Here is a 19,702-nt window from a genome sequence, read left to right as displayed (position 1 = left end):
CGTGGGAGTCGACCTCACCCACTCGCAGACCAAACTCGCAGACCACTCAAGGAAGGCCCCGAGCCGTGGCAGCAGCGCAGAACTACCTGGCGATCATCAAGGTCGTGGGCATCGGTGGGGGCGGCGTCAACGCCGTCAACCGGATGATCGAGGTCGGCCTCAAGGGCGTCGAGTTCATCGCGATCAACACCGACGCCCAGGCGCTCCTCATGAGCGACGCCGACGTCAAGCTCGACATCGGCCGTGAGCTCACCCGTGGCCTCGGCGCCGGCGCCAACCCCGACGTGGGCGCCAAGGCGGCGGAGGACCACGCCGACGAGATCGAGGAGGTGATCAAGGGCGCCGACATGGTGTTCGTGACCGCCGGCGAAGGAGGCGGCACCGGTACGGGCGGCGCGCCCGTCGTGGCCCGCATCGCCCGCTCGCTGGGCGCCCTGACGATCGGCGTCGTGACCCGCCCGTTCGCGTTCGAGGGTCGCCGTCGCGCCAACTCCGCCGAGGAGGGCATCAGCCAGCTCCGCGAGGAGGTCGACACCCTCATCGTCATCCCCAACGACCGGCTCCTGTCGATCACCGACCGCAACGTCTCGATCCTCGACGCGTTCAAGCAGGCCGACCAGGTGCTGCTGCAGGGCGTCTCCGGCATCACCGACCTGATCACCACCCCCGGGCTGATCAACCTCGACTTCGCCGACGTGAAGTCGGTCATGGCCAACGCCGGCTCCGCCCTCATGGGCATCGGGTCGGCGCGCGGTGAGGACCGTGCGGTGGCCGCGGCCGAGATGGCCGTCTCGAGCCCGCTGCTCGAGGCGAGCATCGAGGGCGCGCACGGCGTGCTGCTCTCGATCGCCGGCGGCTCGGACCTCGGCCTGTTCGAGATCAACGAGGCGGCAGCGCTGGTGTCGCAGGCGGCGCACGCCGAGGCCAACATCATCTTCGGCGCCACCATCGACGACGCCCTGGGCGACGAGGTCCGCGTGACCGTCATCGCCGCCGGCTTCGACGGCGGGATGCCCAAGCGTCGCTCCGACGGCAACGTGCTCCGGCAGAACCAGCCCGCGCAGACCCAGCAGGAGACCCGCGCCGCGGCGGCCCAGATCGCCACGTCCACGCCTGCGCCGTCGCGACCCGCCGAGGAGTCCCGACCCGCCGCGGCGCCGGTGACGACCTTCGCGCCGTCGTCCCCTCCGTCCTCCGCCGAGGACAGGCCCGCCCCGGCGGCGGCTCGCCCGGCCCGACAGGTCCAGTTCGACGACGACGACCTGGACGTGCCCGACTTCCTGAAGTGACGCTCCCGTGACGCCGCTCCACCACCGCGATCGGCTGGAGGGCGACCTCGTCATCGAGGTCGCCTTCACCGACGCCTCCCTCGACCTCGGGGACGCCGCCGAGGACGAGGTGCGTGCGGACGCCCTGCGACAGGTGGCCGACAGCACCGGGGCCACACCCCTGCTGATGCGCCAGGTCCACGGTGCCGACGCGACGCTCGTCGAGCGGGCCGTGGAGGGCGGGTCGGGCGCGCCGTCCTGCGACGCGCTGTACACCTGTGCGCCCGGCGTCGTCCTCCTCGCCCGAGCCGCCGACTGCGTGCCCGTCCTGCTCGCCGACCCCTCCTCGGGCTGGATCGCGGCCGTCCACGCCGGCCGCCCGGGCCTCGCCGCCGGGGTGGTCCCGACGGCGGTGGCCGCGCTGCGCGACCACGGGGCGCACCCGTCCGTCGCGTGGATCGGCCCGCACGTGTGCGGCAGCTGCTACGAGGTCCCGGCCGACCTGCAGGAGTCCGTGGCCGCCCGCGTGCCCGAGGCCCGGTCGACCACCTCGTGGGGCACGCCGGCCCTCGACCTCGGTGCGGGCGTACGCGCCCAGCTCGCCGCGGCCGGCGTCACCGACGTCCGATCGGTCGACGCCTGCACCCGCGAGGACCCGGCGTGGCCGTCCTACCGTCGCGACGGCACCGCCGCGACCCGGTTCGCCGGGGTCATCTGGAGCCACCCGTGACGGCCCGGGCCGAGGAGCTCGCGGCCAACCTCGAGGGCGTACGCCGTCGCATCCGTGAGGCGTGCGCCGCGGCCGGCCGGCCCGAGGACGACGTCGACCTCGTCGTGGTGACCAAGTTCTTCCCGGCATCCGACGTCCGGATCCTCGCCGACCTCGGCGTGCGCGACGTGGGGGAGAACCGTCACCAGGAGGCCGAGGCCAAGGCCTCGCAGTGCGCCGACCTCGGGCTGCGGTGGCACTTCATCGGCGGGCTCCAGTCCAACAAGGCGGCCGCCGTCGCGGCGTACGCCGACGTGGTCGAGTCGCTCGACCGAGCCAAGCTGGTCGGTCCGCTGGCGCGCGGGGCCGAGGCGCGGGGGAGCGCGGTCGACGTCCTCGTCCAGGTCAGCCTCGACCCGCCCGGCTCCGACCACCGCTCGGGGGTCGACCCCGCCGCTCTCGCCGACCTGGCCGGGCGCGTGCAGGAGGCCGGCGCGTTGAGGCTGCGCGGCCTGATGGCGGTCGCCCCGCTCGGCGAGCCGCCTGCGGACGCCTTCGCCAGGCTCGCGGAGGTCCGCGCAGGCTTCGTCCGCGACCACCCCGGCGCCACCCTGCTGTCGGCGGGGATGAGCGGAGACCTCGAGCACGCGATCACGTGCGGTGCGACACACGTGCGTGTCGGCTCCGCGGTCCTCGGTGAGAGGCCTGCGGTCCAGTAATGTCCACAACAGTCAACAGGCGTCCCACGAGGGGCGCCAGGTCTAGCGGAGGATCTGTCTCATGAGCGGCGCGATGCGCAAGATCGGCGAGTACCTCGGCCTGCTCGAGGACACCGGCCACTACGACGAGTACGACAGCGACACCGAGACCTCGACGCACGAGGCCGTGGACCAGCGCCCGGTCGCCCGCGAGCGTCGCCCCGCCCCAGTGTCCGACCTTGCCGAGCGCCGTCGTCCGGCGCCGGTCCAGACGGGAGTCGTGGCCGAGTTGAGCCGCATCACCACCCTGCACCCCCGCAACTACAACGAGGCGCGCCTGGTCGGTGAGAACTACCGCGACGGAACGCCCGTCATCATGAACCTCAGCGAGATGGACGACAACGACGCCAAGCGCCTCGTCGACTTCGCGGCGGGGCTGATCTTCGCCACCCGCGGCTCCATCGAGCGGGTGACCAACAAGGTCTTCCTGCTCTCCCCGCCCAACGTCGCGGTCTCGGCCGAGGACAAGGAGCGGATCGCCGAGGACGGCTTCTTCAACCAGAGCTGACACATACTCGTCCCGTGCAAGCCTTCGGCCAGATCCTCTACATCATCCTGCTCGGCTTCATCGTGCTGCTCTGGGTCCGCTTCATCGTGGACTGGGTCCAGGTGTTCGCCCGGCAGTGGGAGCCTCGCGGTCCTCTGCTGGTGGCACTCGAGGGTGTCTACACGACGACCGACCCTCCGATCGTCGCCCTGCGCCGGGTGATCCCGCCGCTGAGGATCGGCTCGGTCGCGCTCGACCTGAGCTTCCTGCTCGTGATGGTGGCAGCGTGGCTGCTGCTCAACGTGGTCGCCACCATCTTCGGGCTCTGAACCATCCGTCACATGGGTCACTGTGCCCGTGGGCATTCCGGGCGCTATTGTCTCCTGACAGCAGAGCCACCGTGTATCGAAGACTGAAAGTTTGGTGAGGTCATGCCGCTGACGCCTGAGGACGTGAGCAACAAGCGCTTTACGCCTGTCCGTCTCCGTGAGGGCTACGACATGGGCGAGGTGGACCAGTTCCTCGACGAGGTCGAGGCGGAGCTCGCCCGGCTGACCAAGGAGAACGACGACCTGCGGTCCAAGCTGTCGGCCGCCCAGTCCGGCGGCGCCTCGACCCCGGCGCCCGCTCCCACCTCGTTCGCGCCTGCCGCTCCCGAGCCGGAGCCCGAGCCGGAGCCGGAGCCCGAGCCCGAGCCGGTCGCACCGGCCCGCGTCGCCGCCGCTCCCGTGCAGACGATGCGCGTCGAGACGGTGCCCGAGGCGTCCAACGCCGCCGCGCGCCTGCTCGAGATCGCCACGCGCAACGCCGACGAGCTCGTCGAGGACGCGAAGAACGAGGCGGACCGCATCGTCGGCGCCGCCAAGACCAAGGCCGACCGCCTCGAGGCCGAGTCCAAGACCAAGGCCGACCGCATGGAGGCGGACGCCCGCCAGCGCTCGCAGATGCTCGACTCCGAGACCGCCGAGCGCCGCCAGCAGATGTTCGGCGACCTGGAGAAGGAGCGCGACAAGCTCAACAGCGACGTCGAGACCCTCCGCCAGTTCGAGCGCGAGTACCGCAGCCGCCTGAAGACCTACTTCACGCAGCAGCTGGAGGCACTCTCGACGGGCGCCGAGACCCAGGCGCCCTCCGACGGCGGGAGCGCCCCCAAGCGCCTGCGCTCGGTGCTCGGCGACGACGAGAACTGACACCACCCGCCCGCGAGGGCGGTGACCTGCGAGGACGACCGCCCCACGGGGTGGTCGTTCTCGCATTTCGGCGAGCCACGGTTGGTTCGGTCCACGGCAGCGGATACCCTCCGTGCGACCGCGTGGTACGGATCACGCGACGCGCAACGCCCACGGCAGGCTGGAGGCCTCGGAGATGGCTCGCAGTACGCGCAAGTCCCTGGCCGGAACCGCCGCTGCCGCCGCCAAGCGGGTGATCGGGCGGAAGGGGTCGTCGTCGTCGGAGGCCGCCACCGAGAAGGCCGCACCGGCCAAGAAGGCACCGGCGGTCAAGAAGGCCGCTCCCGCGAAGAAGGCCGCGCCGGCGAAGAAGGCCGCGCCGGCGAAGAAGGCCGCACCCGCGAAGAAGGCCGCACCGGCGAAGAAGGCCGCACCCGCGAAGAAGGCCGCACCTGCGAAGAAGGCCGCACCTGCGAAGAAGGCCGCACCTGCGAAGAAGGCCGCACCCACCACTACCCCGAAGGCAGCTCCCGTGACGAAGGCCGCTCCGACGCCCGCCAAGAAGGCCGCGCCGGCGAAGAAGGCTCGCAAGGCCACCCCCGCCACCCTGGTGGTGCTCGAGGGCGAGTCCTCGTGGACCAAGGGCGAGCTCAACGAGGTCGTCAAGGAGCTCACCGAGCACCAGGAGCGGCTCACCCGGATCGTCGATCAGTCCGAGGAGGAGCTCGCCGGACTGATGCGTGACGCCGGTGACGGCGCGGGTCTCGACCAGGCCGACGTCGGTGCGACCAGCTTCGAGCGCGACCACGAGCTCACCGTCCTGGCCAAGGAGCGCGAGACGCTCGCCCAGATCGAGCGCGCGCTCTCCCACATCGACGACGGGTCCTACGGCGTCTGCGACTCCTGCGGCAACCCCATCGGCAAGAATCGGTTGATGGCGGTGCCCCATGCGACACTGTGCATGTCATGCAAGCAGCGCGAGGAGCGTCGCTGAACCCCAGCGACCAGGCCGACGTCCCGGCCCGCCGGCGCGTCGACGCACGGCTCGTCTTCGCACTCGTCGCACTGGTGGCGTACGCCCTCGACCTCGGCACGAAGCAGTGGGCGCTGTCCGCGCTGGCCGACGGTGACATCCCCGTCCTCGATGCCTGGCTGACCTTCCACCTGACCTTCAACCCCGGCGCAGCCTTCAGCACCGGCACGGACTTCACGATCGTCTTCACGTGCCTGGCGATGGTGGCCGTCGTCGTGGTGCTGTGGCTCAGCCGCCGGTTGCGGAGCACCGGCTGGGCGCTGGCGCTCGGCATCCTGCTCGGCGGGGTGAGCGGCAACCTGACGGACCGCATCGTGCGGCAGCCGGAGCCGTTCCACGGCCACGTCGTCGACTTCCTCATGCTGCCCAACTGGCCGGTCTTCAACGTCGCGGACGTCTGCATCAACGTCGCCGCGGGCCTCATCATCATCCAGACCTTCCGTGGGATCGCGCTCGACGGCAGCCGGGAGTCCGACCGGGACCAGGGCCACGACAACGACCAGGACCACGGCCAGGACCACGACCGGCGCGCGCGGTCCGAGGACGAGCCCGGGGCCCCCGCTTGACGGCCAACGCCGAGCAGCGGACGGTCTTCGTGCCCGACGGCCTCGCCGGCGAGCGGGTCGACGCCGCGATGGCGCGCATGTTCGGATTCTCGCGGACCAAGGCGGCCGACCTGATCTCGCAGGGTCTCGTGCAGGTCGACGGCTCGGCCGTCGGCAAGAGCGACCGGGTCGACGCCGGCGCGATGCTCGACGTCACGATCCCCGCCGAGACCGACCCGCTCGAGGTCGTCCCGGAGATCGTCGAGGGGATCCGGATCATCCACGACGACGACGCCATCGTGGTGATCGACAAGCCCGTCGGGGTCGCCGTGCACCCCTCACCCGGCTGGAGCGGTCCGACAGTCGTCGGCCACCTCGCGGGAGCCGGCTTCCGGATCTCCACGAGCGGGGCGAGCGAGCGGCAGGGGATCGTGCAGCGCCTCGACGTCGGCACCAGCGGCGTGATGGTCATCTGCAAGTCCGAGCGCGCCTACTCGGTGCTCAAGAACGCCTTCCGCAACCGCACCGTCGACAAGACCTACCACGCGCTGGTCCAGGGCCACCCCGACCCGCTCGCGGGCACCGTCGACGCGCCGATCGGGCGCCACCCCAACCACGACTACAAGTTCGCGGTCATGGCCGACGGCCGCCACAGCGTCACCCACTACGAGACGCTCGAGGCGCACCGGTTCGCCAGCCTGCTCGAGGTCCACCTCGAGACCGGGCGCACGCACCAGATCCGCGTCCACATGAGCGCGCTGAAGCACCCCTGCGTCGGCGACCTCACCTACGGCGCGGACCCCACCCTCGCGAAGCGGGTCGGGCTCCAGCGCCAGTGGCTGCACGCGATGCGCCTGGGCTTCGAGCACCCCGAGACCGGTGCGTACGTCACCTACGAGTCCACCTATCCCGACGACCTCGCGCACGCGCTCGAGGTCATCCGCGATGCCCACTGACGTGACGCTGCGGCTCGCGACGGCCGACGACCTCCCGGCCGTCGCCGAGGTGCACCTCGCCGCGCGTGCCGGCGCGGGCGAGGCGTTCCCCCCGGGCGTGCACACCGACGACGAGGCGCGCGCCTGGGTGGCGGGCTGGGACCTGGCCGACCACGACGTGTGCGTCGCCGAGCTCGACGGGTCGGTCGTCGGCTACACGCGGAGCACCCCGACCTGGCTCGACGACCTCTACGTCGTCCCGGGCGCCCAGGGTCGCGGGGTCGGCACCGCGCTGCTCGCGCGGGTGCTCGCCTCGCACCCCCACGGCGTGGGGCTCTGGGTGTTCGCGTCCAACCGACCCGCGCGCGACTTCTACGCACGCCGCGGGTTCGTCGCCCTCGAGCGGACCGACGGCTCGGCCAACGAGGAGCAGGCACCCGACATCAGGATGGTCCACCCCGGGGTCGACCCGGTGGGCTGCTTCCGGTCCATGATCGACGACGTCGACCTGGTGCTCGGCGACGTGCTCGCGCGTCGCACCGCGCTGACGCGCGCCGTGCAGGCCGTGAAGCCGACGACCCACCGTGACTCCGCCCGGGAGGCCGACATCGCCCGCCGTGTCGCCGCGATCGCCACGGAGCTCGGCGTGGAGCGGGTGGCCCGCATCGTCGACGTGATCATCTCCGAGTCGCTGGACGCCGCGCGCGAGCGGGCGGCGGACTGACGGCGGTGCTCCTCTTCGACGACCTGGTGGAGGAGTACCGCGACTTCGCCGCCTACGCGGCCGGCGACTCGCCCTGCTTCGAGGAGTGGGCGCTCGCCGTCGCGGAGGACGACGAGGTCCTGGCGTGGCTCTCCACGCTGCCGCCCGTGAAGCGACAGCCGAACCTCGTCCTCGCCGCGGCCCGCTGGCACGGCGCACCCGCACCCGGGCCGTACGCCGGCCTGCGCCGGGTGCTGCTGCAGCGCGACGCTGCGGTGCGGGCCACGATCATGGCGCGGGCGACCCAGACCAACGAGGTGGGCCGGCTCGCCACCCTCACCCCCGTGCTGGGGCTCGTCGAGGGCCCGCTCGCGCTGCTCGAGGTCGGGGCGAGCGCCGGGCTGTGCCTGCACCCCAACCACTACGACTACGACTGGCCGCCGGCCGGCAGCCTCCGGGAAAGCGGCGGGCCGGTGCTCACCGCCCTCGCCGCCGGGCCCCTGCCCGTGCCTGCGACGCACGTGCGCGTGGCGTGGCGCGGCGGCGTCGACCTCAACCCGCTCGACGTCGCCGACGCGGACGCGATGGCATGGCTGGAGAACCTGGTGTGGCCCGAGCAGGACGAGCGCCGTGCGCGGCTGCGGGCCGCCATCGAGGTCGCGCGCGCCGACCCGCCGCTCCTGCGTCGGGGCGACCTGCTCGACGAGCTGCCCGGCCTCCGCGACGAGGCCGCCGCCCACGGCACGCCGGTGGTGTTCCACTCCGCCGTCGTGGCCTACCTCGAGCAGCCCGACCGCGAGCGCTTCCACGACCTGATGACAGGGTTCGTCGCCGACGGCAGGTGCCGCTGGATCAGCAACGAGGGCCCGCGTGTCCTGCCGCGCGTGACCGGTGGGCTGGACGTGCCCGCGGGCCGCTTCGTGACCGCCCTCGACGGCGTCCCGGTCGCCCTCAGCCACGGTCACGGGCACACGGTCGACTGGCTGTGAGGCGGCTGTAGGCAGGTGCGCGGGCGGGGGCGGACGGGCCGAGTGTCCTGTCGGTGGGGCCCGGCACACTGACGTAGGCTGACTGCTCTTCCCCCTTCTGGTCGTCCCGATCAGCATGGCTCCGCTGAGCAGTCAGCACCCCTCGTACGACCCCCATCAGCGACCACCCACAGCGACCCCGAAAGGCGCGGAAGTCACCTCCATGTCGGCCGGCTCCTCCACCACCGCGGACAACTTCGTGCACCTGCACGTGCACACCGAGTACTCCATGCTCGACGGGGCGTCGCTGCTCGACGGCCTGTTCGCGCGCACCAGCGAGCTCGGCATGCCGGCCATCGCGATGACCGACCACGGCAACCTGCACGGCGCCTACGACTTCTACAGCAAGGCCAAGCGGGCCGGCGTCAAGCCGATCATCGGCATCGAGGCCTACATCACGCCCGGCACCCAGCGCGGCGAGCGACGCCGCGTGCGGTGGGGACAGGGCGACCCGGCCGAGGAGGGCGGCAACGACGTCGCCGGCGGCGGCGCCTACACCCACATGACGATGTGGGCCGAGACGACCGAGGGCATGCACAACCTGTTCCGGCTCTCGTCGCGCTCCAGCATGGAGGGCTACTTCTACAAGCCCCGCATGGACAAGGAGATCCTCGCCGAGCACAGCGCGGGGCTGATCGTCAGCACCGGCTGCCCCAGCGGCGCGATCCAGACCCGGCTGCGCCTGGGCCAGTACGACGAGGCCGTCCGCGAGGCCGGCGAGCTGCAGGACATCTTCGGCCGCGACAACGTGTTCCTCGAGCTGATGGACCACGGCATCGACATCGAGAAGCGCGTCCGCGACGACCTGCTGCGGCTCGGCAGGGAGATGGGGATCGCGCCCATCGCCACCAACGACTCCCACTACAACAACCCGGAGGACGCCGCGGCGCACGACGCCCTCATCTGCGTCGCGTCCGGCAAGCGGCTCTCCGACACCAACCGCCTCAAGTTCGACGGCGGCGGCTACTACATCAAGTCCGCGGCCGAGATGCGCGCGCTGTGGGCCGACCAGTTCGGGATGCCGGAAGCCTGCGACAACACCCTCGCGATCGCCGAGCGCTGCGAGGTCGAGTTCACCGAGTCCACCGGCGGCTACATGGCGCGCGCCGACGTGCCGGCCGGCGAGACCGAGGAGAGCTGGTTCCGCAAGGAGGTCTGGCGCGGGATCGAGGCCCGCTACCCCGGCGAGAAGACGACCCAGGACGTCCGGGACCGCGTCGAGATGGAGCTCGCGGTCATCTCCCAGAAGGGCTACTGCGGCTACTACCTCGTGGTCGCCGACTTCATCAACTGGTCCAAGGACCACGGGATCCGCGTCGGCCCGGGTCGAGGCTCGGGAGCCGGGTCGATCGCCGCCTACGCGCTGCGCATCACCGACCTGTGCCCCCTCGAGCACGGCCTGTTCTTCGAGCGCTTCCTCAACCCCGAGCGCCCGTCGATGCCCGACTTCGACATCGACTTCGACGACGCCCGGCGCGGCGAGGTCATCGCCTACGTCAGCCAGAAGTACGGCGCCGAGCGCGTCGCCCAGATCGCCACCTTCGGACGGCTCAAGGCCAAGGCCGCGATCAAGGACGCCGCCCGGGTCCTCGACCACGGCTTCGCGATCGGCGACCGGATCACCAAGGCCTACCCGGCCGACGTGATGGGCAAGGGCGTCGCGCTCAAGGACATCTTCAACCCCGACCACAAGCGCTACAACGACGGCGGCGAGTTCCGCGCGCTGCACAGCCAGGACCCCGACGTCCGCACCATCTACGAGACGGCGGTCGGCCTCGAGGGCCAGATCCGCAACTGGGGCGTCCACGCCGCCGGCGTGATCATGTCCAGCGAGCCGCTGATCGACATCGTCCCCATCATGTCCCGCCCGCAGGACGGGGCGGTGATCACCCAGTTCGACTACCCGATGTGCGAGTCGCTCGGGCTGGTCAAGATGGACTTCCTCGGCCTGTCCAACCTCCGCATCCTCGACGACGCGATCGCCAACATCGAGGTCAACCGGGGCGAGAAGGTCGTCCTGGAGGAGCTCGACTTCGAGGACCGCGCCACCTACGAGCTGATGGGCCGCGGCGACACGCTCGGCGTCTTCCAGCTCGACGGCTCGGGCATGCGCTCGCTGCTCCGCTCCCTGCAGCCCGACGCCTTCGCCGACATCACGGCGGTCAGCGCCCTCTACCGGCCCGGCCCGATGGGAGCCGACTCACACAACAAGTACGCCCGCCGCAAGAACGGCCGCGAGGCGATCGAGCCGATCCACCCCGCCCTCGCAGAAGCCCTCGAGCCGGTGCTGGGGGAGACCTACGGCCTGATCGTCTACCAGGAGCAGGTCATGGCGATCGCGCAGGTGCTCGCCGGGTTCACCCTCGGCGCCGCCGACAACCTGCGCCGCGCGATGGGCAAGAAGAAGAAGCAGGAGCTCGACAAGCAGTACGCCGGCTTCCAGGCCGGCATGCTCGAGCGCGGCTTCCCCCAGCAGGCCATCGACAAGCTCTGGGAGATCCTGCTCCCGTTCTCCGACTACGCCTTCAACAAGTCGCACTCGGCGGCCTACGGCGTCATCACCTACTGGACCGCCTACCTCAAGGCCAACTACCCGACCGAGTACATGGCCGCGCTCCTCACCTCGGTGAAGGACGACAAGGACAAGATGGCGATCTACCTCAACGAGTGCCGTCGCATGAAGATCCAGGTCCTCCCGCCCGATGTCAACGAGTCGCACGCCAACTTCACGCCCGTCGGCCAGGACATCCGCTTCGGCCTCACCGCGGTGCGCAACGTCGGTCACAACGTCGTCGCCGGCATCGTGGCGGCGCGGGAGGAGAAGGCCCGCTACGCCGACTTCAACGACTTCATGGAGAAGGTCCCGGCGCTGGTGTGCAACAAGCGCGTCGTGGAGTCGCTGATCAAGGCCGGCGCCTTCGACGACATGAAGCACAAGCGGCGCGCGCTCGCCGCGGTCCACGAGACGGCCGTCGACCAGTTCGTCGACCTCAAGAAGAACGAGGCGATCGGGCAGGACTCGCTCTTCGCCGGACTCGGCGACGGCGACGACGACGCGGGCTTCGGGGTCAGCGTGACCATCCCCGACATCGACGACTGGGACAAGATGACCCTGCTCGGCCACGAGCGGGAGATGCTCGGGCTCTACGTGTCCGACCACCCGCTGCTCGGTCTCGAGCACGTGCTGTCGCAGGGCACCGACTGCACCATCGGCCAGCTCCTGCTCGACGAGGACCGGCCGCACAACTCCACCATCACCGTGAGCGGGCTGATCACCTCCGTGTCCCGCAAGATCACCAAGCGCGGCGACCCGTGGGCGACGATCACGCTCGAGGACCTCGACGGTGCCATCGACGTGCTGCTGTTCCCGAGCTCCTACACGCTGGCGTCCACCCTGCTCGTGGAGGACAACATCGTCCGGATCAAGGGACAGCTCTCGCGTGACAAGGACCAGCCCGAGCTGCGCGCCCAGGAGGTCACCGCACCCGACCTCACGCAGGGCCCGACCGGGCCGGTGGTCATCAGCCTGCCGTCGACGCGCTGCACGCCACCCGTGGTCGCCCAGCTGCGCGACGTGCTCGGCACCCACCCCGGGATGACCGAGGTCCAGCTGCGGCTGCTCACCCGGAGCTCGACCAAGGTGCTGCGCCTCGACGACAACCTGCGGGTCAGCCCGAGCCCGGCGCTGTTCGCGGACCTCAAGCAGCTCCTCGGCCCCGGCTGCCTCGCCGGGTGAGCGCATGAGGCCTGCCGACGTGTCGCCCGACCCGGCGCCCCCCACCCACGCGGAGCCGTCCGCTGGGCGTACGCCCCTGCGCCGCGCCGCCTCGGTGCTCGCGCTGTTCGTCGTCGCCGGTGCCGCCGCCGGGGCGCTGTGGGAGCGGCTCTGGCACGCGCCGGCCGGCCTGGTCTACGACGGCCGGTGGTACCTCGAGCCCGCCGGTCCGGACGTCTCGTTCGAGGGCATCGCCCTGTTCGTGGTCATCGCGTTCCCGCTCGGGCTCGTGCTGGCCGTGCTCGCCGGTGTGTGGCGCGGGCACGAGACCACGACGGTGCTGGCGGTGCTGGTGGGGGCGTGCCTCGCGACCGTGGCGATGTACGCCGTGGGCACCCTGCTGGGACCGGGCGATCCGCAGGCCATGGCCGCCGGCCAGCCCGACTACACGGCCCTCGACGGCGGCCTCGGGCTCACGGCGCCCGACCACGGACGCGTCGCGTGGCACTCCACCGCACTGGTCGCGCTCCCGTCCGGCGCGATGGCCGGTCTGGTCGTGACCTATCTGCTGGGAACTACGGGGTTGACGCGGCGCTCGCGTGGGTAGGCTCTGTGCCGACCACATCTGGGTGGTCCCGCGCAACGGGGGAGCAGGACGAACATGAGCATCACGCCGGGTGGGCCGACCGACGGGCCCGAGTACCTCGACGGATCGGGCCCGGGCACGACCGGTCCCGACAACGACAACAAGAAGCGCCTGATCGCGCTCGGCGCCATCGTCGCCGGCGGCGCCGTGGTGGCCGGTGGGGCCTGGGCCGCGACCAGCTTCTTCGCCACGGGCGCCCAGCCCGCCGAGGCGCTGCCCGACTCGACCATCGCCTACTTCAGCGTCGACCTCGACCCGAGCGGCGGCCAGAAGATCGAGGCGATCAAGACGCTGCGCAAGTTCCCGGCGTTCACCGACCAGGTGGACCTCGAGACCGACGACGACCTGCGCGAGCGGCTCTTCGAGGAGGTCACGACGTCCGGTGAGTGCGAGGGCCTCGACTACGCCGACGACGTGAAGCCGTGGCTCGGCTCGCGCGCCGCGATCGCCGCCGTCGACCTCGGGGAGGACGAGCCGACCGCGGTCGGGGTCATCCAGGTCACCGACGGGGGCAAGGCCGAGGAGGGCATGGCCACGCTCGTCGAGACGTGCGGCGGCAGCACCGACGGTGAGGCGGGCGGCTGGGCAGTCGAGGGCGACTGGATGGTCGTCGCCGAGACCGCCGACATCGCCGAGCAGGTCGTCGACGCCGCGGGTGGCTCGACGCTGGCCGACGACGCGTCGTTCGGTGAGTGGACCGGCGAGGCCGGCGACGACGGCTTCATGTCGATGTACGTCGCCAAGTCCGCCGCGAAGTACCTCGAGGACGCGGCCGGGATGGGGATGCTGGGCGACCCGCTCGGCATGACCTCGCCGGACGCGATGAGCCTGGACCAGGACTGCCTCGCCGACGCGACCACCTCGGAGGAGATGGACGAGTGCTTCGGTGACATGACGGACCCGTCCTCCGAGACGTCCACCGAGGAGATCCCGCCCGAGCTGCAGCAGATGATCAACGACTTCGACGGCGCGGCCGCGACGGTGCGCTTCAACGACGGGGCGGTCGAGGTCGAGTACGCGATGTCGAACTACCAGAAGGACCTGACGAAGTTCTTCGGCAGCGAGGAGGGTGTCGACATGGTCTCCGACCTGCCCGAGGACACCATCGCGGCCTTCGGCATGTCCCTCTCCGAGGGCTGGGCGCAGGGCATCCTCGACTACGTCAAGACCCTGGCCCCCGACGACGCCGCGACCATCGACGAGCAGCTGGCGCAGTTCGAGACCGAGACCGGGCTGGCGTTCCCGGAGGACATCGAGACGCTGCTCGGCGAGGGCCTGACCGTCTCCGTGGGTCCGGGCATCGACCCCGACGCGATCGCCAACGGCGGCCCGGGCGAGGTGCCGGTCGGCATCAAGGTCAAGGGTGACGCCGGCGAGATCCAGGCCGTGCTCGACAAGATCAGCGAGCTCGCCGGACCCGAGGTCGCGGAGTACCTCGAGGTGACCGAGGGCGACGGCTACGCCGTGCTCGCCCTCCAGGACGACTACCGCACCTCGCTCGAGAGCGACAGCGGACTCGGTGGCAGCGAGGTCTACTCCAACGTCATCGACGGCGACGCGCAGTCCGTCCTCTTCGTCAACTTCGACGCCGACGACGACTGGCTGGTCCGGCTCGCCGGTGACGACCCCGAGGTCGCCGAGAACCTCGAGCCGCTCTCGTCCTTCGGGGTCAGCGGGTGGGTCGACGACGAGGTCGTCCACGGCATGGTCAAGCTCACGACCAACTGACGGTCTCAGCGACCGATGGTGGCGGTCACCGCTCCGGTGACCGCCACCAGGTCGTGCGGCGCGAGCTCGATGTCGAAGCCCCTCCGGCCCCCGGAGACGAGCACGGTCCCGTGGTCCAGCGCGGACGCGTCCAGCACCGTGCGGTGCGCCCGCTTCTGCCCGACCGGCGAGATGCCCCCCGCGACGTAGCCGGTGGCGCGCTCGGCCGCCGCGACGTCGGCCATGACGGCCTTGCTCCCGCCCAGCGCCCGGGCCAGCGCCTTGAGGTCCAGCTGACCCGTGACCGGCACGATGCCGACGACGAGCTCGGCACGCCGGCCCGATCCGGGTGACGGGTCGAGCGAGGCGAGCAGGGTCTTGAAGACCCGAGCCGGATCCACGCCCAGCGCCTCGGCGGCCTCGGCGCCGTACGACTCCGCGCGCGGGTCGTGGTCGTAGGTGCGCACCTCGAACGCGACGCCCGCCGCCGTCAGCGCCACGGTCGCCGGCGTGCCACCGGCACTGCGCGCCTTCCTCGCCACCGCGGGTCCCTCAGTTGGGAGACCACGCGGTGCGGGCCACCTGCGTGGCCGGCAGCGACGGGATCACGTTGATGGCACGCAGCTCCTCGGTGAGCAACCGGGTCACGAGCGTGAGCCGCTCGGTGGCGTCCTCGGCCTCGAGGAGCGACTGGCGCTCGGCCATGGGCAGCGGCGCGAGGGCCGACAGCGTCCAGGCGAGGTAGTCGGGGTCGCGGGGCAGCGTCCCGCTGAACGGGTCGCCCTGCAGCTCGGTCATCGCCGCACGGAAGGCGGTGAAGGTCGACCGCGCCCGGTCGAGCACGTCGTCCGGCACGTCCACCTCGGGCTCGGGCAGGACGTTGGCGACCGCCTGCGGGAACTCGTCGCCGCGCCGCATCTCCTCCAGCAGCAGCCGCTCGCGGGCGACCGCGACGATGTCGAAGGTGCCGTCGTCGCGTCGGTCGACCTCGGTGAGCTGCAGGACGCACCCGACGCGGTAGACCGACTGGGCGCCGTGGTCGCCCACCTCGTAGCCCTCGCGGATCGCGACGGTGCCGAAGACGCGCTCGGCCGGGTCGTCCACCTCGAGCAGGTGGCGCACCAGCATCCGGTAGCGGTCCTCGAAGACGTGGAGCGGCAGGGTCATCCCCGGGAACACCACGGTGTTCAGCGGGAACATCGGCAGCTGCTCGCTCACGTGGCCAACCTAACGCGGCGTGTCCACCCGGCACCCGCGACTGCGGACCGACCCGCCGGAGAACCTAGGATCGGAGCATGTCCCTGATCCGTCGCATCGACCTGAGGGGCGCCGACGAGGCGTCCGTCGACTACCGCGCGAGCGTGCCTCGTGCCGAGCTCGACGTCGAGGCCGCCACGCATCAGGTGCAGCCGATCGTCGACGCTGTCCGGGCGCGCGGCGTCGAGGCGATCGTCGAGTTCTCCGCCCGGTTCGACGGGGTCGACAGCGACGACATCGCCGTGCCGAGGCAGGCGATCGTCGAGGCGCTCGACGGTCTCGACCCGGCGGTCCGCGCGGGCCTCGAGGAGTCGATCCGTCGACTGCGGGCCACCTGTGAGGGGGAGCTCGAGCACGACGTCACGAGCCAGGTGGCCGACGGTGCCACGGTGACGCACCGCAAGGTGCCCATCGACCGCGTCGGGCTCTACGTCCCCGGCGGCCTCGCCCCGCTGGTGAGCAGCGTCGTGATGAACGTCGTGCCCGCCCAGGTCGCCGGCGTGCGCTCCATCGCGCTCGCCAGCCCGCCCCAGAAGAACAGCGGCGGCCTGCCGGAGCCGACCATCCTCGCCGCGTGCGCCCTGCTCGGCGTCGACGAGGTGTACGCCGTCGGCGGCGCCCAGGCGATCGCGATGTTCGCCTACGGCGCCGGTCCGTGCGACCGCGTCGACCTCGTCACCGGGCCGGGCAACATCTACGTCGCCGCCGCCAAGCGGCTGCTGCGCGGCGTGGTGGGCATCGACTCCGAGGCCGGCCCGACGGAGATCGCGATCCTCGCCGACGACAGCGCCGAGGCGGCGTTCGTCGCGGCCGACATGATCAGCCAGGCCGAGCACGACCCGATGGCGGCCTCCGTCCTGGTGACCGACTCGCTCGAGCTGGCCGACGCGGTGGAGGCCGAGCTCGACAAGCAGGTCTTCGCGACCCGCCACACCGAGCGGATCAGCACCGCCCTGGGCGGACGCCAGTCGGCGATCGTCCTGGTGGACGACATGGACCAGGGCGTCGCGGTCGTCGACGCCTACGCCGCGGAGCACCTCGAGATCCAGACCCGCGACGCCGCGGCCCACGCCGCCCGCGTCCGCAACGCCGGCGCGATCTTCGTCGGCCCGTGGGCGCCCGTCTCGCTCGGCGACTACTGCGCGGGGTCCAACCACGTCCTGCCGACCGCCGGCTGCGCCTGCCACTCCAGCGGGCTGTCGGTGCGGGCGTTCACCAGGTCCGTCCACGTCGTCGACTACACCCGGGCCGCGCTCGCCGAGGTCGCCGACCACGTCGTGGTGCTGGCCGAGGCCGAGGACCTGCCCGGCCACGGCCAGGCCGTGTCGGTCCGATTCGAGTCCGGGCGGTGAGCGCCGCGTTCCCACCCCTGCGCGACGAGCTGCGGGGGATCGAGCCCTATGGCGCGCCGCAGCTCGACCCGGCCCTCGTCCCGGTCCAGCTCAACGTCAACGAGAACCCCTACGGGCCCTCTCCCGAGACGGCGGCCGACATCGCCCACGCCGTGGGCGAGGCGGCGACGACGCTCAACCGCTACCCCGACCGGGAGTTCGTCGAGCTCCGGTCCGCCCTCGCGGCGTACCTCAACGGCTCCGGCGGCTCGGGCATCACCCCGGAGATGGTGTGGGCGGCCAACGGGTCCAACGAGGTCATGCTCCAGCTGCTGCAGGCCTTCGGCGGCCCCGGGCGGGTGGCGCTGTCGTTCGCCCCGACCTACTCGATGTACCCCGAGTACGCCCGCGACGCCCTCACCGAGTGGCACGCCGGGCGCCGCGCGGAGGACTTCTCGCTCGACCTCGACGCCGCCCGCGAGCTGGTCCTCGACAAGCGGCCGGTCGTGGTGCTCCTGCCGAGCCCCAACAACCCCACGGGCACGGCGCTGCCGCCCGAGGCGGTGACGATGCTGTGCGAGGCGGCGGCGTCGTACGAGCCCGGCGGTCTGGTCGTGGTCGACGAGGCCTACGGCGAGTTCCGGCGCGCCGGCACCCCGAGCGCCCTGGAGCTGCTGCCGCAGCACCGCAACCTCGTCGTCACCCGGACCATGAGCAAGGCGTTCGCCCTCGCCGGGGCGCGGGTGGGCTACCTCGCCGCCGACCCGGCCGTCTGCGACGCGATCCGCGTGGTGCGCCTGCCCTACCACCTCAGCGCCGTCACCCAGGCGACCGCGCTCGCCGCGCTGCGCCACGCCCCCGAGCTCCTCGGGCGGGTCGACGACCTGAGGGTCGAGCGCGACGCGACGGTCGAGTGGCTGCGCCGCGAGGGGTTCGAGGTCGCCGACTCCGACGCCAACTTCGTGCTGTTCGGTCGGTTCGCCGAACGGCACGCCGTCTGGCGCGGTCTCGTCGACCGCGGCGTGCTGATCCGCGAGACCGGGCCCGACGGGTGGCTGCGGGTCTCCATCGGCACGGCCGAGGAGATGACAGCATTCAAGGACGCACTGCTGGAGACCGTCCGGCAGACCAGTGAGGAGAGGCCGGCATGAGCCGCACCGCGAGGATCGAGCGCAGCACCAAGGAGTCGCAGGTCGTCGTCGAGGTCGACCTCGACGGCACCGGTCGCTCCGACGTGTCGACCGGGGTCGGGTTCTACGACCACATGCTCGACGCGTTCGCCCGCCACTCGCTGGTCGACCTCGTCGTGCGCACCACCGGCGACACCCACATCGACGCGCACCACTCGGTCGAGGACACCGCCATCGTGCTCGGCCAGGCGCTGCGCGAGGCGCTCGGCGACAAGTCCGGCATCCGCCGCTTCGGCGACGCGACCGTCCCGCTCGACGAGGCGCTCGTGCAGGCCGTCGTCGACGTCTCCGGGCGGCCCTACTGCGTCCACACCGGCGAGCCCGACGGCCAGGTCTACGCCGCCATCGGCGGGTCGGGCGTGCCCTACATGGGTTCGCTCACCCAGCACGTCTTCGAGTCGATCGCGCAGCACGGGCACTTCGGCCTGCACGTGCGCGTGCTGGCGGGTCGCGACCCGCACCACATCGTCGAGACCCAGTTCAAGGCGTTCGCCCGCGCCCTGCGCGACGCGGTGGCGATCGACCCGCGCGAGACGGGCGTACCGTCGACGAAGGGCAGCCTGTGAGTGACGCCAGCCCCGAGGTCGTCGTCCTCGACTACGGCTCCGGCAACCTGCGCTCGGTCGTGCGTGCCGTCGAGCGCACTGGCGCCTCGGTCACGCTCACCAGCGACTTCGACACCGCGCTCGCCGCCGACGGCCTCGTGGTGCCCGGAGTCGGTGCCTACGCCGCGTGCATGGAGGGCCTGCGGGCCATCAAGGGCGAGCGCATCATCGGCCGGCGCCTGGCCGGCGGATGTCCGGTGCTCGGGATCTGCGTCGGCATGCAGATCCTGTTCGCCGGAGGTGTCGAGCACGGGGTCGAGAGCGACGGCTGCGACGAGTGGCCCGGCCTCGTGACCCGGCTGCAGGCCGACGTGGTCCCGCACATGGGGTGGAACACCGTCGACGTGCCCTCGGGCACGCGGCTGTTCACCGGCGTGGAGGACGAGCGGTTCTACTTCGTGCACTCCTACGCCGCGCGCTCGTGGGACCTCGTGACCAACGACCGCACGGCCGCGCCGCTGGTGACCTGGGCCGAGCACGGCGGTGACCGCTTCGTCGCCGCCGTCGAGAACGGCCCGCTGTGCGCCACGCAGTTCCACCCGGAGAAGTCCGGGGACGCGGGTGCGGCGCTGCTGCGCAACTGGGTGGCCTCGCTCTAGCGGCCGTCCGGCTCGCG

Annotated in this window: 20 protein-coding genes; 18 read left to right on the top strand and 2 right to left on the bottom strand. The window is 71.7% G+C overall.

Features of this window, described 5'->3' with window-relative positions; translation table 11 throughout:
• Window positions 1-65: 65 nt before the first annotated feature.
• From ftsZ to F4692_RS17930, 14 genes are all read left to right on the top strand, one after another.
• Window positions 66-1,289, top strand: a complete 1,224-nt coding sequence (gene ftsZ, locus F4692_RS17995; RefSeq protein WP_179621088.1) for a cell division protein FtsZ — start codon at window positions 66-68, stop codon at window positions 1,287-1,289.
• Window positions 1,290-1,296: 7 nt separating this feature from the next.
• The gene (locus F4692_RS17990) at window positions 1,297-1,998 is read left to right on the top strand and encodes a purine nucleoside phosphorylase YfiH/LACC1 family protein (protein ID WP_179621087.1); all 702 of its coding nucleotides are present in this window, start codon (window positions 1,297-1,299) and stop codon (window positions 1,996-1,998) included.
• Window positions 1,995-2,696 (top strand): YggS family pyridoxal phosphate-dependent enzyme, encoded by a 702-nt coding sequence (locus tag F4692_RS17985; protein ID WP_179621086.1) that lies wholly within the window; start codon window positions 1,995-1,997, stop codon window positions 2,694-2,696. Before F4692_RS17990 ends, F4692_RS17985 begins: the two co-directional genes overlap by 4 nt.
• Window positions 2,697-2,757: 61 nt before the next feature.
• Window positions 2,758-3,243: a cell division protein SepF gene (locus tag F4692_RS17980; protein WP_179621085.1), complete on the top strand. Its 486-nt coding sequence runs from the start codon at window positions 2,758-2,760 to the stop codon at window positions 3,241-3,243.
• Between the two features lie 14 nt (window positions 3,244-3,257).
• The gene (locus F4692_RS17975) at window positions 3,258-3,551 is read left to right on the top strand and encodes a YggT family protein (protein WP_179621084.1); all 294 of its coding nucleotides are present in this window, start codon (window positions 3,258-3,260) and stop codon (window positions 3,549-3,551) included.
• A gap of 102 nt (window positions 3,552-3,653) precedes the next feature.
• Window positions 3,654-4,412 carry a DivIVA domain-containing protein gene (locus tag F4692_RS17970; protein ID WP_179621083.1) on the top strand — a complete coding sequence of 253 codons (759 nt, stop codon included), beginning with the start codon at window positions 3,654-3,656 and terminating at the stop codon, window positions 4,410-4,412.
• A 175-nt stretch (window positions 4,413-4,587) separates the two neighbouring features.
• Window positions 4,588-5,385: a TraR/DksA family transcriptional regulator gene (locus F4692_RS17965; protein WP_179621082.1), complete on the top strand. Its 798-nt coding sequence runs from the start codon at window positions 4,588-4,590 to the stop codon at window positions 5,383-5,385.
• Complete coding sequence (gene lspA, locus F4692_RS17960; protein ID WP_179621081.1) at window positions 5,358-5,990, top strand: signal peptidase II; 633 nt, start codon at window positions 5,358-5,360, stop codon at window positions 5,988-5,990. Before F4692_RS17965 ends, lspA begins: the two co-directional genes overlap by 28 nt.
• A complete protein-coding gene (locus F4692_RS17955) occupies window positions 5,987-6,925 on the top strand; it encodes an RluA family pseudouridine synthase (protein WP_179621080.1) in 939 nt (312 codons plus the stop codon). The genes lspA and F4692_RS17955 overlap by 4 nt, the downstream gene beginning before the upstream one ends.
• A complete protein-coding gene (locus F4692_RS17950; protein ID WP_179621079.1) occupies window positions 6,915-7,628 on the top strand; it encodes a GNAT family N-acetyltransferase in 714 nt (237 codons plus the stop codon). The genes F4692_RS17955 and F4692_RS17950 overlap by 11 nt, the downstream gene beginning before the upstream one ends.
• Window positions 7,629-7,633: 5 nt before the next feature.
• Window positions 7,634-8,596, top strand: coding sequence for a DUF2332 domain-containing protein (locus tag F4692_RS17945; RefSeq protein ID WP_179621078.1), 963 nt, complete (start codon window positions 7,634-7,636; stop codon window positions 8,594-8,596).
• A gap of 202 nt (window positions 8,597-8,798) precedes the next feature.
• Window positions 8,799-12,371: a DNA polymerase III subunit alpha gene (gene dnaE, locus F4692_RS17940; RefSeq protein WP_179621077.1), complete on the top strand. Its 3,573-nt coding sequence runs from the start codon at window positions 8,799-8,801 to the stop codon at window positions 12,369-12,371.
• Between the two features lie 4 nt (window positions 12,372-12,375).
• A complete protein-coding gene (locus tag F4692_RS17935) occupies window positions 12,376-12,957 on the top strand; it encodes a hypothetical protein (RefSeq protein WP_179621076.1) in 582 nt (193 codons plus the stop codon).
• A 54-nt stretch (window positions 12,958-13,011) separates the two neighbouring features.
• Window positions 13,012-14,724: a DUF3352 domain-containing protein gene (locus tag F4692_RS17930; RefSeq protein WP_179621075.1), complete on the top strand. Its 1,713-nt coding sequence runs from the start codon at window positions 13,012-13,014 to the stop codon at window positions 14,722-14,724.
• Between the two features lie 5 nt (window positions 14,725-14,729).
• Here F4692_RS17930 and ybaK read toward each other — a convergent pair whose 3' ends face one another.
• Both ybaK and F4692_RS17920 read right to left on the bottom strand, forming a co-directional pair.
• Entirely contained in the window at window positions 14,730-15,245 is a 516-nt protein-coding gene (gene ybaK / locus F4692_RS17925) for a Cys-tRNA(Pro) deacylase (protein WP_179621074.1), read from the bottom strand.
• Window positions 15,246-15,255: 10 nt separating this feature from the next.
• Window positions 15,256-15,921 (bottom strand): LON peptidase substrate-binding domain-containing protein, encoded by a 666-nt coding sequence (locus F4692_RS17920; RefSeq protein ID WP_179621073.1) that lies wholly within the window; start codon window positions 15,919-15,921, stop codon window positions 15,256-15,258.
• Between the two features lie 83 nt (window positions 15,922-16,004).
• Here F4692_RS17920 and hisD point away from each other — a divergent pair, with 83 nt between their 5' ends.
• Genes hisD through hisH form a run of 4 tightly spaced genes read left to right on the top strand, consistent with a single transcriptional unit; the run spans window position 16,005 to window position 19,685 of the window.
• Window positions 16,005-17,312 carry a histidinol dehydrogenase gene (gene hisD, locus F4692_RS17915; RefSeq protein ID WP_179621161.1) on the top strand — a complete coding sequence of 436 codons (1,308 nt, stop codon included), beginning with the start codon at window positions 16,005-16,007 and terminating at the stop codon, window positions 17,310-17,312.
• Complete coding sequence (locus tag F4692_RS17910) at window positions 17,294-18,442, top strand: histidinol-phosphate transaminase (protein ID WP_374757309.1); 1,149 nt, start codon at window positions 17,294-17,296, stop codon at window positions 18,440-18,442. Before hisD ends, F4692_RS17910 begins: the two co-directional genes overlap by 19 nt.
• Entirely contained in the window at window positions 18,439-19,047 is a 609-nt protein-coding gene (gene hisB, locus F4692_RS17905) for an imidazoleglycerol-phosphate dehydratase HisB (protein ID WP_179621071.1), read from the top strand. Before F4692_RS17910 ends, hisB begins: the two co-directional genes overlap by 4 nt.
• On the top strand, window positions 19,044-19,685 hold the full coding sequence (gene hisH, locus F4692_RS17900) for an imidazole glycerol phosphate synthase subunit HisH (protein ID WP_179621070.1): 642 nt from the start codon (window positions 19,044-19,046) through the stop codon (window positions 19,683-19,685). Before hisB ends, hisH begins: the two co-directional genes overlap by 4 nt.
• Window positions 19,686-19,702 lie beyond the last annotated feature (17 nt).

It is taken from the genome of Nocardioides cavernae (genome assembly GCF_013410035.1).
GTDB lineage: Bacteria > Actinomycetota > Actinomycetes > Propionibacteriales > Nocardioidaceae > Nocardioides > Nocardioides cavernae_A.
This window is presented reverse-complemented; position numbering and strand designations above follow the sequence as displayed.

Excerpts from the sequence above, each read along its gene's own strand:
- F4692_RS17980 (WP_179621085.1), top strand. The coding sequence starts at position 2,758 with ATGAGCGGCGCGATGCGCAAGATCGGCGAGTACCTCGGCCTGCTCGAG.
- F4692_RS17970 (WP_179621083.1), top strand. The coding sequence starts at position 3,654 with ATGCCGCTGACGCCTGAGGACGTGAGCAACAAGCGCTTTACGCCTGTC.
- F4692_RS17965 (WP_179621082.1), top strand. The coding sequence starts at position 4,588 with ATGGCTCGCAGTACGCGCAAGTCCCTGGCCGGAACCGCCGCTGCCGCC.
- lspA (WP_179621081.1), top strand. The coding sequence starts at position 5,358 with ATGCAAGCAGCGCGAGGAGCGTCGCTGAACCCCAGCGACCAGGCCGAC.
- F4692_RS17950 (WP_179621079.1), top strand. The coding sequence starts at position 6,915 with ATGCCCACTGACGTGACGCTGCGGCTCGCGACGGCCGACGACCTCCCG.
- dnaE (WP_179621077.1), top strand. The coding sequence starts at position 8,799 with ATGTCGGCCGGCTCCTCCACCACCGCGGACAACTTCGTGCACCTGCAC.
- F4692_RS17935 (WP_179621076.1), top strand. The coding sequence starts at position 12,376 with ATGAGGCCTGCCGACGTGTCGCCCGACCCGGCGCCCCCCACCCACGCG.
- F4692_RS17930 (WP_179621075.1), top strand. The coding sequence starts at position 13,012 with ATGAGCATCACGCCGGGTGGGCCGACCGACGGGCCCGAGTACCTCGAC.
- hisB (WP_179621071.1), top strand. The coding sequence starts at position 18,439 with ATGAGCCGCACCGCGAGGATCGAGCGCAGCACCAAGGAGTCGCAGGTC.